Source organism: Tardiphaga sp. 841_E9_N1_2 (assembly GCF_051811065.1).
In the GTDB taxonomy this organism is placed as follows: Bacteria; Pseudomonadota; Alphaproteobacteria; order Rhizobiales; family Xanthobacteraceae; genus Tardiphaga; species Tardiphaga robiniae.
In genome coordinates, this window is sequence record NZ_JBPWQC010000001.1 from 4,201,667 (window position 1) to 4,214,605 (window position 12,939).

General features: G+C 61.5%; 14 protein-coding genes. 5 read left to right on the top strand and 9 right to left on the bottom strand.

The features are described 5' to 3' along the window. Positions 1-14 precede the first annotated feature (14 nt). Both hutH and AB8A50_RS20190 read right to left on the bottom strand, forming a co-directional pair. Positions 15-1,541, bottom strand: coding sequence for a histidine ammonia-lyase (gene hutH, locus AB8A50_RS20185; RefSeq protein ID WP_439078716.1), 1,527 nt, complete (start codon positions 1,539-1,541; stop codon positions 15-17). Positions 1,542-1,701: 160 nt separating this feature from the next. Continuing rightward, positions 1,702-2,031: a GCG_CRPN prefix-to-repeats domain-containing protein gene (locus AB8A50_RS20190; protein ID WP_231078751.1), complete on the bottom strand. Its 330-nt coding sequence runs from the start codon at positions 2,029-2,031 to the stop codon at positions 1,702-1,704. A gap of 425 nt (positions 2,032-2,456) precedes the next feature. Here AB8A50_RS20190 and AB8A50_RS20195 point away from each other — a divergent pair, with 425 nt between their 5' ends. Further along, positions 2,457-3,137 carry a spermidine synthase gene (locus AB8A50_RS20195; RefSeq protein ID WP_439078717.1) on the top strand — a complete coding sequence of 227 codons (681 nt, stop codon included), beginning with the start codon at positions 2,457-2,459 and terminating at the stop codon, positions 3,135-3,137. Between the two features lie 24 nt (positions 3,138-3,161). Here the strand turns inward: AB8A50_RS20195 and AB8A50_RS20200 are convergent, their stop codons facing one another. Then, on the bottom strand, positions 3,162-3,419 hold the full coding sequence (locus tag AB8A50_RS20200) for a DUF3551 domain-containing protein (protein WP_089263421.1): 258 nt from the start codon (positions 3,417-3,419) through the stop codon (positions 3,162-3,164). Positions 3,420-3,577: 158 nt separating this feature from the next. Next, positions 3,578-4,567, bottom strand: coding sequence for a Bug family tripartite tricarboxylate transporter substrate binding protein (locus AB8A50_RS20205; RefSeq protein WP_093757682.1), 990 nt, complete (start codon positions 4,565-4,567; stop codon positions 3,578-3,580). Between the two features lie 154 nt (positions 4,568-4,721). On the opposite strand from AB8A50_RS20205, the gene AB8A50_RS20210 reads away from it, so the two are divergent. After that, entirely contained in the window at positions 4,722-5,135 is a 414-nt protein-coding gene (locus AB8A50_RS20210) for a VOC family protein (protein ID WP_439078718.1), read from the top strand. Positions 5,136-5,256: 121 nt separating this feature from the next. Continuing rightward, positions 5,257-6,855, top strand: coding sequence for an AMP-binding protein (locus tag AB8A50_RS20215; protein WP_439078719.1), 1,599 nt, complete (start codon positions 5,257-5,259; stop codon positions 6,853-6,855). Positions 6,856-6,867: 12 nt separating this feature from the next. Here the strand turns inward: AB8A50_RS20215 and AB8A50_RS20220 are convergent, their stop codons facing one another. Next, on the bottom strand, positions 6,868-7,962 hold the full coding sequence (locus AB8A50_RS20220; RefSeq protein ID WP_089263417.1) for an HD-GYP domain-containing protein: 1,095 nt from the start codon (positions 7,960-7,962) through the stop codon (positions 6,868-6,870). Between the two features lie 214 nt (positions 7,963-8,176). Here AB8A50_RS20220 and AB8A50_RS20225 point away from each other — a divergent pair, with 214 nt between their 5' ends. Both AB8A50_RS20225 and AB8A50_RS20230 read left to right on the top strand, forming a co-directional pair. Continuing rightward, the gene (locus AB8A50_RS20225) at positions 8,177-8,518 is read left to right on the top strand and encodes a hypothetical protein (RefSeq protein ID WP_093757685.1); all 342 of its coding nucleotides are present in this window, start codon (positions 8,177-8,179) and stop codon (positions 8,516-8,518) included. Positions 8,519-8,593: 75 nt separating this feature from the next. Next, positions 8,594-9,265 (top strand): dienelactone hydrolase family protein, encoded by a 672-nt coding sequence (locus tag AB8A50_RS20230; protein ID WP_439078720.1) that lies wholly within the window; start codon positions 8,594-8,596, stop codon positions 9,263-9,265. Between the two features lie 162 nt (positions 9,266-9,427). On the opposite strand, the gene AB8A50_RS20235 is transcribed toward AB8A50_RS20230, so the two are convergent. From AB8A50_RS20235 to AB8A50_RS20250, 4 genes are all read right to left on the bottom strand, one after another. Beyond that, positions 9,428-10,429 carry a Bug family tripartite tricarboxylate transporter substrate binding protein gene (locus tag AB8A50_RS20235; RefSeq protein ID WP_439078721.1) on the bottom strand — a complete coding sequence of 334 codons (1,002 nt, stop codon included), beginning with the start codon at positions 10,427-10,429 and terminating at the stop codon, positions 9,428-9,430. 227 nt (positions 10,430-10,656) lie between these two features. Further along, positions 10,657-11,283, bottom strand: a complete 627-nt coding sequence (locus AB8A50_RS20240) for a polysaccharide biosynthesis/export family protein (RefSeq protein WP_089263414.1) — start codon at positions 11,281-11,283, stop codon at positions 10,657-10,659. Positions 11,284-11,466: 183 nt separating this feature from the next. Continuing rightward, the gene (msrA, locus tag AB8A50_RS20245; protein WP_439078722.1) at positions 11,467-12,123 is read right to left on the bottom strand and encodes a peptide-methionine (S)-S-oxide reductase MsrA; all 657 of its coding nucleotides are present in this window, start codon (positions 12,121-12,123) and stop codon (positions 11,467-11,469) included. A gap of 185 nt (positions 12,124-12,308) precedes the next feature. After that, positions 12,309-12,623, bottom strand: coding sequence for a hypothetical protein (locus tag AB8A50_RS20250; RefSeq protein ID WP_068729932.1), 315 nt, complete (start codon positions 12,621-12,623; stop codon positions 12,309-12,311). Between the last annotated feature and the right edge of the window lie 316 nt (positions 12,624-12,939).

The window sequence follows — 12,939 nt, forward strand, 5'->3', positions numbered from 1 at the left end:
TGCGCTCCCGCGTTCTAGACACCCGGGATCGTATCGAGATTGGCTGCCGCGACGATCGCACCGGATCGCACAAGGCGCAGCGACTTCTGAATGTCGTCGTGAAAATATCGATCCTCGTCGAGATGGGCGACGTCTGCCCGGATCCGTGCTCGAACGCTTTCCAGACGATCGCTGGACTTGAGCGGCGCATGGAAATCACAGCCTTGCGCGCCCGCCAGCAGCTCGATGGCAATGACGGCCATTGCATTCTCGATCATCGGCAGCAGCCGGCGCGCCGCATGGGCAGCCATCGAGACATGATCTTCCTGATTGGCCGATGTCGGAATCGAATCGACGCTGGCCGGATAAGCCCGCTGCTTGTTCTCAGATACCAGCGCCGCGGCCGTCACTTGCGCGATCATGAAGCCGGAATTAAGCCCCGGCTTCGGTGTCAGGAACGCGGGCACACCGGATAACACCGGATCCACCAGCATGGCGATCCGGCGCTCTGAGATCGATCCGATCTCACAGATCGCAAGCGCCATCATATCCGCCGCAAAGGCAACCGGCGCTGCATGGAAATTGCCACCGGAGATCGCGATATCGTCCTCGGCAAAGACCAGAGGATTGTCCGAAACGCCATTCGCTTCGGTGAGAAGTGTGGTGGCCACCTGTCGCAAAACGTCCAGCGCAGCGCCCATCACCTGCGGCTGACAGCGGAGGCAATAAGGATCCTGAACGCGGACGTCGCCAGTGCGGTGCGACTCGCGAATCGCGCTGCCGGCGAGAAGTTCCTTCAATGCCTGGGCCGATACGATCTGCCCTTCATGCTTGCGCAGTTGATGGATGCGCGGATCGAACGGCGTATCCGAGCCACGCGCGGCGTCGGTGGATAAGGCACCACTGACGAGTGCGGTCTTGAAAAGAATTTCAGCCTCGAACAATCCCGCAAGTGCATAGGCCGTCGAGAACTGCGTGCCGTTCAGCAGCGCCAGTCCTTCCTTGGCCTGCAGCTCGATCGGCTGCAGGCCCGCACTGGCGAGCGCCTCCGTCGCCGGCAATCGCCCGGACGTCGTCAGCGCCTCGCCGACGCCAATCATGACCGACGCCATATGCGCGAGCGGGGCGAGATCGCCGGAGGCACCGACTGATCCCTGCGCGGGCACGATGGGCGTGATGTCATGCGCGATCATGGCGCTAAGCAACTGGACTGTCTCCATGCGGACGCCGGAGAAACCCTGCGCCAGGCTCGCAAGCTTGAGGCACATCATCAGCCGCACCACCGGCGCTGGCGCCGGGTCCCCGACGCCCACGCAATGCGACAGCACGATGTTTTTCTGGAGGGCCGTGATGCTTTCGGCTTCTATGCCGACATGAGCAAGCTTTCCGAATCCGGTATTGATGCCATAGACGGGTTCGCCCTTGGCGACGATCCGGGCAACTGCCGCAACACTGGCATTGATGCGGGGAATACAGCTCTCATCGAGAACTGGTACTGCCCCCCGATAGATCGACCGCCAGTCCGCCAGCGTCACCGTACCCGGTGTGAAACGCATCGTCATTAAGGTGTCTCCAGGCCATCCGTAGATGGCCCAAGGCAACACATTCAACGCTGCGCTTCAATGTTTGCGCGCAACAAAAAGGCCAGCCTTGCGGCTGGCCTTTCAGCTGATCGACAGTCAGATCGTGCGCTGCGACGTGCGACGCAGCGTCACGTTTGCCTTATGGCTTCCAGCCGCCGCCCGGCAGATTGCCGTGATAGGGCGTGTTGCGGCAGTGGCCCCACGGACCGCGCCAGTAACCGGGAGGGCAGCCGTTCCCCATTACGGGAGCTTCCTGATAGTAGCCGCCCGGGAGTGGGCCGTAATAAGGTGTATAGCGGCAGCCACCATAGGGACCGCGCCAGCCGTTCGGACCGCAACCACCCGCAACCGGGATCACGTGCGCTTCGACAGCGATGCTCTGGCCCATCATCGGCGCAGCACTTGCCTGCGTCGAGACGATGAACATGGCGACGAGACATGCCGCCATCATGTGCAGAATTTTGGTCATTCTATTCCTCTCGATGAGTTGAAGATCACTCGGCCCCGACGAAAGCGTCTTCGCCTTGCCGCGCGATGCGCAACCCGAAGATGCATTGGTCTTCATTCTGCTTAGAGGCACCAGATACCGTTGGCAATTCCGTTCTATCAATGCACCGGCACAACCCGTTCGGTTAGTTATCCGCCCGTTAAGAACGGCGAACGGAGCTGCCGCGCGAAGTACTCAATCAGTGTAGTTCCCTTTAAACGAAGATGCAGCGACGTATTGGAGCTATTCCAGAGACCGGAACCCTGCATCCGATCCCGCTGCGATCGAAGTGCTGCGACACGAGCGACTTCAATTGCCGCAAGGCCTTTGCATGATAGCTGAGTTGCGTGGAGCTCGGTTCTCGCGCTACCACGGGCCGCCGCGCAATCGCTTGATGAAAGACACCCGTGCTACCCTGGAAACTGATCGATACGACCGAAGTACCCGGCGGCGGCGTGCCGCTGCGCCTGATGCAGCGCGGGCAAGAGTTCACCATCAAGCTCGGCCAGAACGAGTTGATGAGCAGTCGGCTGTTCGGCTCCGAGGAAGCGCTGGCGACGCTAACCTGCTTTCGCCTCAAGGACATGAAGGCGCCGCGGCTCTTGATCGGCGGCTATGGCATGGGCTTTACATTGCGCGCTGCGCTAAAGGTGCTCGGCCCGAAGGCGAAGATCACCGTGGTCGAACTGGTGCCCGCGATCGTCGCCTGGGCGCGTGGCCCAATGGCCGAGCTGTCCGGCGACAGCCTGAGCGATCCACGCGTGGAGATTATTGAAGGCGATGTGGTCAAGGCCATTGGCAGCGCGCGCGGCAAGTATGATGCGATCCTGCTCGACGTCGATAACGGGCCCGAAGGCCTGACGCGAAAATCGAACGATGCGCTCTATGACCTGAAAGGGTTGCGCGCGGCCCAGGCCGCGCTCAGTCCGGGCGGCGTGCTGGCCGTCTGGTCGTCATTTCCATATGACAAATTCACGGCGCTCCTCGGCAAGGCAGGCTTCAACGCCGAGGAAATCAAAATCCGTGCCACCGGCACACGCGGTGGCGCCCGTCACGTCATCTGGCTGGCGACGAAGCCAAAAACATAGCTGTCGCCGCCATGAAGATGGGTCTTAATAGGCAATCGAACGCCGACTGCGGCGAGGTTCGGCATAAGGCTGCGGGCTGAACGCCAGACGCGGATTGACGATGCAGTCGACGCCGCGACCCGATGCGGTGGCCTGGCACGCTTCATAGCTCGGATAGGAGCAATCGGTCCCAAAAGCCTGCGATTGGATGCAATAGGGATAGGTCGGGGCGGCAGCTGCAGGGCTGGAAGCCATGGCCGAAACACCACCAACAGCCAACACGGCCAGCATCAGATTGCGCATCACGTCTTCTCCTCCGCGGCAGCGGTCCTGTGACATCCTTAGAAAGCAACAGAGCCTGCGGATGAACGTTCCCGCAAGCTCCGGTACATCCCGGTCTTGTGATCACGCGCTTACGCTGGCGTCATCACAAGGGTTAGACACCATAGTGCCGCATGGGTTCATTCGACCTTAAGGCCCGCGGCTTTGACCACTTTCTCCCACTTCTCGGTCTCCGCGACGATCATCTTGCCGAACGCTTCTGGCGGTCCGATCAGCGGTTCGCCGCCGAGATCGATCAGCTTGGCCTTGACGGCCGGATCCGCCAGCACCGCATTAACGTCCGCGTTGAGCTTGGCGATAATCTCCGGTGGCGTCTTCTTCGGCGCACCCATGCCGAACAAAGCGCTGGCCTCATAACCCGGCACGGTTTCCGCGACGGTCGGCACATCGGGTAGCAGCGACGATTTGTCGGTGGTCGTCACCGCCAGCGCGCGAAGGCTGCCCGAGCGGATATGCTGGATGATTGACGGCATATTGTCGAAGATCACCTGGACCTGACCGCCGAGCATGTCGGTGATCGCTGGCGCAGCACCGCGATAGGGCACATGCTGCATCTTGGCGCCTGACAGCATCATGAACATCTCACCGGACAGATGCACCGAGGTGCCGTTGCCCGACGACGCCATGTTCACCTTGCCCGGATTGGCCTTCACATAGGCGATGAATTCCCCGACGGTCTTCGCCGTAATGTCCTTGTTGACGGTCATCACATTGGCGGTGCGATGGAAGGCGGCGACAGGCGCGATATCACGCACGAAATTGAAGCTCAGCTTCCCATAAAGCGTCGCGTTGATGTAGTTCGCCGGATTGACCAGCAGGATCGTGTAGCCGTCGGGTTCTGCATTCACGACAGATTCGGTGCCGATATTGTTGCCCGCGCCCGGCTTATTTTCGACGACGAATTGCTGGCCGGTTCGCTCGGATAGCTTCTGCCCGATCAGGCGAGCCAGAATATCGGTTGCACCGCCAGCAGGATAGCCGACGACAAAGCGAACCGGCCGCGTCGGATAATCCACGGCCAGCGCCGAGCTGACGGGAACGAGAGCGGTTGCAGTAAAAGCAGAAAAGCCAAGCGCAATCAGACCGATCGCGACACGACGTGACGTCATATTTTATTCCCTCCGGCTGCCGCAACTTTGCGCGCGGTCAGCGTGTGTTGAATTGACAACGGCCGTATCTACCAAACAATTCAACTATCGGCCAGTGCGACACTACTGCGGCACCAGCCCAAAGAAACGTCAAGGCAACGCCAAGGACCATTTCATGTCCCTCACCGTCACGGCCCTCGATCATCTCGTCCTGAATGTCACTGACGTCCAGCGCTCAGCCACCTGGTATCAACGCGTCCTGGGCATGGAGGTGAAGGTGTTCGATCCCGGTCCGGGAAAGTTACCGCGCACATCGGTGAGTTTTGGCGTGCAAAAGATCAATCTGCGGCCGATCGGCGCCGATAAGGTCGAGTGGTTCACGGCGGATCATGAGATGGCCGGCAGCGACGACCTCTGTTTTCTCACGGCATCACCGCCCGACGCCGTGGTTGCGCATCTCGGCGCTTGCGGTGTCGCCATCGAGGAAGGCCCGGTGGCCAAACAGGGCGCGCGCGGCACCTTGCGCTCGGTTTATTGCCGGGATCCCGATGGCAGCCTGATCGAAATTTCATCTTACGAAATAGGCTGATCCTGCATGCCGGGGCGGTTTGCGCCGCGCCGCCGCCGATGGCACAACATCCTCCGCAAAAACAAAAAAAAGAAAGCCGCCCCGCGCAAGCGGTCCTCGAGCGGCTTTCAACGGAGGATACATGCCCCACCAGCTCGCCACAAATCCCGCCATGATTCCCGGCTCGATCGGCCCGTTCGACGGCATGGATGTGCCGTGGCTGCTGCGCATGCGCGCGGAAACGCGGCGCGATCACCCCTTTATTATCTGGTCGCCATTCGATGCGCCCGCGCGGCCATGGACCTATGGCGAGTTTCACGATCGCGTCGGCGCACTGTCCGCAGGCCTTGCCCGACGCGGCATCGTCCAGGGCGACTATGTGCTGATCCATCTCGACAACTGCGTCGAGATGCTGCTGGCGTGGTTCGCTTGCGTCGAACTCGGAGCCATCGCCGTCACCACGAATACGCGCTCTTCAGCCGCGGAGATCGAATATTTCGCCGATCATTGCGGCGCGGTCGCCGCAATCACCCAGCCATCCTATGTCGAGCCTGTCGCCACCAATTGTCGCAAACTACGCTGGATCGCGGTGACGTCGCACAACGCCGGCGCGTCGGCCGACGGCCATGCGGTGGGCAAGGCTGAGCGGTTCGAATCCCTGTTCGCCGACAGCGCCGATCGCCCGCGCCGCCCGGTCGACCCGTGGGCGCATTGTAGCGTCCAGTATACGTCTGGCACCACATCGCGGCCCAAAGCGGTGCTGTGGACCCATGCCAATGCGCTGTGGGGCGGCAAGGTGAACGCCGCGCATCAGCACCTCCATGCGTTTGATACGCATATGACTTATCTGCCGCTGTTTCATACCAATGCGCTGGCCTATTCGATGCTGTCGACGTTGTGGGTCGGTGCCTCCCTAGTGCTTCAGCCGCGTTTTTCCGCGCGCCGGTTCTGGAACGTGGCGCTCGAACATCGCGCGACCTGGCTGTCGACGATCCCGTTCTGCATGAAGGCGCTGCTCGAGCACGACGTGCCGAAGCATCATCACTTCCGTCTGTGGGGAGCCTCGTTCTGCAATCCGCCGGCCTTCGCCAAATTCGGCGTCAAGATCGTCGGCTGGTGGGGCATGACCGAGACCATCACCCACGGCATTATTGGCGAGGTCGACCAGCCCAATACGCCGATGGCCATCGGCCGCGCCGCAACCGAATATGGCATCCGCGTCACCAATGACGACGGCACGCCGACCGCCGTGGGCGAGACCGGCAATCTCACGATCAAGGGCATTCCCGGCCTGTCGCTGTTCAAGGAGTATCTGCACAACGAAGCTGCGACCTCAGACAGTTTCGACACCAACGGCTTCTTCATCACTGGCGACCGCGTCACGCTACTCGAGCGCGGCTATATCAAGTTTGGTGACCGTGCGAAGGACATGCTGAAAGTTGGCGGCGAGAACGTTGCCGCGTCCGAGATCGAGCAAGTCGTCATCACGGTGCCCGGCGTTCGCGAGGCGGCCGTCGTCGGCAAGAAACATCCGATGCTGGATGAAGTGCCGGTGGTTTTCATCATCCCGCATGCCGGCGTCGCGCAGGCGCCACCCGCGCTGCATGACAATGTCATGGCGGCCTGCAAGAGCGGGCTGGCGGATTTCAAAGTGCCCCGCGAAATCCATTTCGTGGACGAGATGCCACGTTCAACTCTCGAGAAAGTCGCCAAGGCCGAGTTGCGCAAGCTGCTGGCCTGAGGCGAACGGCGCTTACGCGCCGAGCGCCACCGGGCGGAACACCTGCAGCAGTTGCTGGTCGATCTTGTCGCCCATCTGCTCCATGATCTCGAACGCCTTGGCATGCGTGAAGGCCATGCGATAGGCGCGCCGCTCCACCAGAGCCGCATGGATGTCGACGATGGTCATCAGGCGCACGATGTCGCTGATCTGGTCGCCGGCCAGCGCATCGGGGTAGCCACTGCCATCTAGGAATTCGTGGTGATGCAGCACCACGTCGAGCATCTCGCGCGGAAAGCTGCCCTGCGCCACCAGCGCTTCGAAGCCGAGACGCGGATGTTTGCGCATCTCGAGCGTCTCGTCCTCGGTGAGCTTGCCCGGCTTGTCCAGAATCGACACCGGGATAAACGCCTTGCCCACGTCGTGCACGAGAGCTGCGCGCGTGAGACGGCGCTGATCTTCGTCGCGCATGCCGAGATGCTGCGCAAAGGCCACCGCGAACCCCGTCACGAACAGGCAGTGACGATAGCTGTGATTGTGATGACGGCCGACTGCGGCCAGCCATTCGCGCAGCGATGTACGCTTGATGGCCTTCAGAATCTGGTTCTCTGCCTGCATCACGTCGTTGAAGGTGAGCGGCACGCCCGCCGGCAATTTCTCGAAGATCTTGACCATGACCGCATGCGCCGCCTCGACGCCGCGATTCAGCGCCTTGCCGCGGGCGGAGAAGTCCTCGTCATGCGGGTTTGGAAATGCCGCGCGAATACGCTGCATGATGCCACGTGCATCGAACGGCCGCGCGATCGTATCGGTGGCGCCGAGCGCCCAGGCCTGCATGGATCCGTGATGCAGCGAGTCGGCCAGCACGAACAGGCGCGGTATCGCTTCATAGGATTTGTGGCGCAGCTTGTTGCGCACGCGCTGCACGGCCTCTGCCGAGCGCAGATTGATATCGACCACGATACCCGACAGCTCGCTGGGCGGTGTCTCCGGAATGGCTGACGTTGGGACAACATCGACTTCGCCGACCTTCTGCAGGATATCGACGAGTTCGCTGCTGTGATCGCTGCGGTCCGATGCCAGAAGCAGTCGGCGGCGCGCCGGCGATTGGTTGACTGAAGCGGTCATATGCCCTCGATCTATTGCGGCGAACGGGCCGCAAGCAGGACATACATACCTTGGAACAGGGTTCTTGAAGCTTAATGGGTATTGTTAATGCTTCCTGATCGCCCCCCGGAAGGTTTCATTCCGGCGGATAGCACTATCAGTCGGTTAGGGCTTTCGCGAAAACTTTAAGCAATGCCGCCTTGCGCCAGAATCCGATCCGGAAAACAATCGCGCCATGAAGACCATCAGGTTCATCCTCGGCGTCGCGACCGCCCTCGCCGTCACGGTTCCAGCCCACGGGCAGCCCGCCGGGACGAGGCCCGATCTGCCATTCACGGCAACCCTTTCGAACGCCACCCCGCTGGCTTTTGGGATGGCGGCGGACGACGCCGCCCGTATCTTGGGCACCCCGCTAACCTATGTCAGCGGCCGACCGGGCGATGAGATCTATCTGGCGATCCGCACCTTCGGCGGCAGCGGCTTCTTCGACCGCCGCGACCGCCTCTATCTCCAGTTTCGCAAGGGACGCCTGACCGGCTGGAAGGGCGACTGGGGCCGGCATTGGATGTGGCAGTAGCCGCTTTGTGAGTAGACCCGTGCTATCGTCCGCGCCAAACAGACCTCACCCCTTAACAACGATATGGAATACCTCGTGGGACAAGACATCACGCTGACTGCATCTGACGGCTTCAAACTCGGCGCCTACCGCACCCAGCCTGAGGGCAAGCCCAAGGGCGCCGTGGTGGTGATCCAGGAGATCTTCGGCGTAAACGACCACATCCGCACGGTCTGCGATCGCTTCGCTGTGCAAGGCTATGTGGCGGTGGCGCCGTCGATCTTCGATCGCACCGAACCCAACTTCCAGTCCGGTTATTCGCCCGAGGAAATCGCCATCGCGCGCAAGTTCGTTGCTAATCCGGATTGGCCCGCGATGCTGCGCGATACCCAGGCCGCGATCGATTCCGTTGGGGATGTCGGCAATGTCGGCATCATCGGCTTCTGCCTTGGCGGCAGTGTTGCTTTCGCCGCAGCCACGAAGCTGACCGGCCTCAGCGCCGCCATTGGCTATTACGGCGGCGCCGTGGTGCGCTTTGCCGACGACAAGCCGACCGTACCGACGCAGCTGCATTTCGGTGAAAAGGATCACGGCATTCCGCTGTCGGACGTCGAGACCATCCGCGCCAAGCGGCCGGATGTGGAGATCTTCGTCTATGACGGGGCCGAACACGGCTTTAATTGCGATCAGCGCGCCAGCTACAACAAGGCCAGCGCGGATGTTGCGAGAGAACGGAGCCTCGCGTTCCTCGCGAAGCATCTGAAGTAAGCCGCCACCCTCTCCACGTCATTGCCGGGCTTGACCCCGCAATCCACCTTTGCGGCACCAACAGGCGCTTGGGCAAAGCTGGATACCCGGGTCAAGCCCGGGTATGACGACTGAGAGGGAGCAGCCTCGATCTTTCCCTGCCAGTCGGGAGAGATTGGAACGTCACTCGCCCTTCACGCCCGCTGTCTTTGCCACCGTTGCCCAGCGCTCAAAGTCGCGACGCAGGCTCTTCTCGAAGGACTCGGGGCTATCACCGACCGGAACGAGATTGACCGCCTGCAGGCCGGCGGTCCCCTCCGGCGAATTGATGATGCGACCGAGCTCGGCCGACAGCTTACTCACAATGTCCTTCGGCGTCGCTGCTGGCACGAAGACGCCGACCCAGCCTTCAGCCTCGAAACCGGGATAGCCGAGTTCGGCCATGGTCTGCACGTTCGGCAGCTTGGGCTTGCGTTTCTCGCCGCCCACTGCGAGCGGACGGATCTTGCCGGCTTCGAGCTGCGGACCGGCCGTGGTGAAGTCGAGGAAGGCCGCCGTGACCTGATTGCCGAGCAGATCGTTCAAGAGCGGCGCCGCGCCACGATACGGCACATGGGTCATATCAATGCCGGTGTTCTTCTTCAGAAGCTCGCCATAAAGATGCGACGTGGTGGCGTTGCCGAAAGTGCCGTACGGATATTTTCCGGGACTGGATTTAGCAAGATCGACCAGTTCCTTCACCGACTTCATCGGCTGCGCTTCGGGCACGACGAGCACGATCGGCGAGATCGCGACCTGCGTGACGGGCGCGAGATCCTTGAACGCATCGTAGGGCAATTTCGACATCAGGCTCGGCGCCTGGATGATCTGCGTGATTGCGATCAGCACCGTGTAGCCGTCGCCCGGAGCCTTGGCAGCGAAATCGTTGCCGATCACGCCACCGGCGCCCGGCTTGTTCTCCACGGTGACGGCCTGCTTCCAGGACTCCTGCAGCTTCTGCGCCAGTAGGCGCGCCGCGACATCGGTGGCACCGCCGGGCGCATAGGGCACGACGAAAGTAATGCGCCGATCGGGATAGGATTGCGCGGTCTGCGCAAATGCTTGCGAAGACAGCGCCGCTCCCAGCGCCACGATGGCTGCCAGAGTGACGCCGCGCATCACGTTGACCGACGGACTGGTCTTCATCTCTTCTCCCCCTGATATCCATATGTGCCGACATGGCGGCGCATTTCAGCGAGTTGACCTCGCTTGATCATTGCTACAGGGCGGGAGACGATTCTGATACAGAGCAACGCGTATCCTGACGCCAATGCGCCGATACATCGCAGCCAATTTCATCGCGGGAAAGCGCGTCTATTCCGTGAAGCGGAGAAAATCGCGTGTGAGGTGATGACCGCGATCGATGCGTGCGATCAGAACCAGCGCTCGCTGACCAGCACCGTATCACCGGGATTGATCGGCGTGCCCAATGGCACCACGGCGCGGTACGAGCCCTCGACGGTGGTATGGGTCAGCGTGACTTCATCACGCTTGGCGCGTGGCGAGAAGCCACCGGCAATGGCGATCGCGCTCTCGACGCTCATATTGGGCACGTAGGGATACTGTCCAGGAGCGGCAACTTCACCGAGGATGAAGAACGGACGGTAGGCTTCGATTTCGACAGCCACCGACGGCTCGCGAATGAAGCCATTACGCAGGCGGCCGGTGATGCTCGCAGCCAGCCCAGCGGGCGTCATGCCGCGCGCCGGCACGCGGCCGATCAGCGGCATGGTGATCGCGCCACCGGCATCGATGGCGTAGGAATTGGTGAGACCTTCCTGACCGTAAACCACGACGCGCAGCTTGTCGCCGGCATCGAGCTTGTACTGCGCATCATAGGTCGAGACCGGGGGAGCATAAGCAACCGGCACTGCTGCCGGCCCGTAACCCGGGCGACCGTAAGCGAGCGTGTCGAGATCGGCAGCCGGCGCAACCACTGCAACAGGACCCGGTCTCCGCATGCAGCCGGACAAAGCCAGCGCGGCAACCGCGACAATCATGGGCAGACGAAACGCGCGGGCAGACGACACTGGACATATCCCTCATAGAGGCAGCCTCGGTTTTGGCCTCTTATGGTTAAAATTCCGTTGTCATGGCCTTCCATCAGGCAGCAAAAAACCCGCCTTCGGGAGCTCCGAAAGCGGGCTTTTGACGTTGTTTATCTACACTTAGCCGTGGTCAGCTCAGGCCGTGACGCCGACCCCGATCGGGCACGACACACCGGTGCCGCCGAGACCGCAATAGCCGCCAGGATTCTTTGCCAGATACTGCTGGTGATAGTCCTCGGCAAAGTAGAACTTCCCGGCCGGCGCAATCTCGGTGGTGATGGTGCCGAGGCCCTTCGCCGACAGTGCCTTCTGATACGCCGCCTTCGACGCTGCGACGGCATCGCGCTGTGCATCGCTGAAGGTGTAGATCGCGGAACGATATTGCGAGCCGATGTCGTTGCCCTGACGCATGCCCTGGGTCGGATCGTGGCTCTCCCAGAACGTCTTCAGCAACTGCTCGTAAGAAATCTTCTTCGGATCGAACACCACCAGCACTGCTTCGGTGTGACCGGTACGGCCCGAGCAGGTCTCTTCATAGGTCGGGTTCGGCGTGAAGCCGCCGGCGTAACCGACCGCGGTCGTGTAAATGCCGTCGCCGAGCTCCCAGAACTTGCGCTCAGCGCCCCAGAAGCAACCGAGCCCGAACACCGCCTGCTCAACTGCTTCCGGATAGGGCGGCTGGATGTTGCTGCCATTGACGAAGTGATGCTTGGCGGTGGGGATCGGCGTATCGCGACCGGGCAGCGCTTCGGCCGCGGTCGGCAATGCAGTGGTCTTGCGCATGAACAACATGAGTCATCTCCCGGCGCGCTCGCGAACGAAGTGGACTCCGGCTCGCTGGACGAACGCGCAGATCTTGGGGGCCAACAGCACCTGCGAGGCAGAACCGGATTCACTCCTGCCGCGCGGCGTATCTCAGGTCGCAATATAGGTATCTACGAGGGAAACGGCAGGTGTGTTACGTCGTCGAGCGCCGTTCAATTCCGCGAATAGCCGATCAACGGCTTGCTTGGCCGAAACAACAGCATCAGCACGATGCCGAGCACGCCCATGACGGCCCAGGCCGGCTGGTTGAGCAGCAATTTGAGAAGCCCGCTGAGGAACGGCGCATTGGCATCGACCATCGCCTGGAAGGAACGCTGGCTGGCCTGGTTGATGTCGTTCCAGAACTCCCCGAGCCGGGTCAGCCGCAGCGCCTGATCGGCAATCGAGCGCGCCCCATCATAGACCAGGAACACGAACCCACCGGCCAGCAATAACAGCCCTATCAGGCGGAAAAACCCGCGGATCATCCGAATCCCCTCATCGCTCTCACCCCCGGCAATACCGGGCAAACCCGAGAAATTCAACCTCATCAGCAACTTAACCGCCACTCTGCGGCTGTTTTTCGTCTAAAGGCGCAGCCGGAAGGCGTTGACGGTGGAAATCGGGCACTCTATAAGGAGCGCCAATGGCGGTGGGCGCAATCCCGCCGCCGCTGTTCTTTGAGCGGCGCGCCCCGTGAGTTTCGAAACGCGTGAGCTTTGCCGCTCCGGGGATAGCATTTTCAGGAACACCCCGGAAACAGATCAGCGTTGGCCGCAGTCGAGCGGCAGACGTCAATCAGCC

Bases quoted from the DNA above. Each gene is read 5' to 3' on its own strand.
- hutH (WP_439078716.1), bottom strand. From the start codon at position 1,541: ATGACGATGCGTTTCACACCGGGTACGGTGACGCTGGCGGACTGGCGG.
- AB8A50_RS20190 (WP_231078751.1), bottom strand. From the start codon at position 2,031: ATGACCAAAATTCTGCACATGATGGCGGCATGTCTCGTCGCCATGTTC.
- AB8A50_RS20200 (WP_089263421.1), bottom strand. From the start codon at position 3,419: ATGCGCAATCTGATGCTGGCCGTGTTGGCTGTTGGTGGTGTTTCGGCC.
- AB8A50_RS20205 (WP_093757682.1), bottom strand. From the start codon at position 4,567: ATGACGTCACGTCGTGTCGCGATCGGTCTGATTGCGCTTGGCTTTTCT.
- AB8A50_RS20210 (WP_439078718.1), top strand. From the start codon at position 4,722: ATGTCCCTCACCGTCACGGCCCTCGATCATCTCGTCCTGAATGTCACT.
- AB8A50_RS20215 (WP_439078719.1), top strand. From the start codon at position 5,257: ATGCCCCACCAGCTCGCCACAAATCCCGCCATGATTCCCGGCTCGATC.
- AB8A50_RS20220 (WP_089263417.1), bottom strand. From the start codon at position 7,962: ATGACCGCTTCAGTCAACCAATCGCCGGCGCGCCGCCGACTGCTTCTG.
- AB8A50_RS20225 (WP_093757685.1), top strand. From the start codon at position 8,177: ATGAAGACCATCAGGTTCATCCTCGGCGTCGCGACCGCCCTCGCCGTC.
- AB8A50_RS20235 (WP_439078721.1), bottom strand. From the start codon at position 10,429: ATGAAGACCAGTCCGTCGGTCAACGTGATGCGCGGCGTCACTCTGGCA.
- AB8A50_RS20240 (WP_089263414.1), bottom strand. From the start codon at position 11,283: ATGATTGTCGCGGTTGCCGCGCTGGCTTTGTCCGGCTGCATGCGGAGA.
- msrA (WP_439078722.1), bottom strand. From the start codon at position 12,123: ATGTTGTTCATGCGCAAGACCACTGCATTGCCGACCGCGGCCGAAGCG.
- AB8A50_RS20250 (WP_068729932.1), bottom strand. From the start codon at position 12,623: ATGATCCGCGGGTTTTTCCGCCTGATAGGGCTGTTATTGCTGGCCGGT.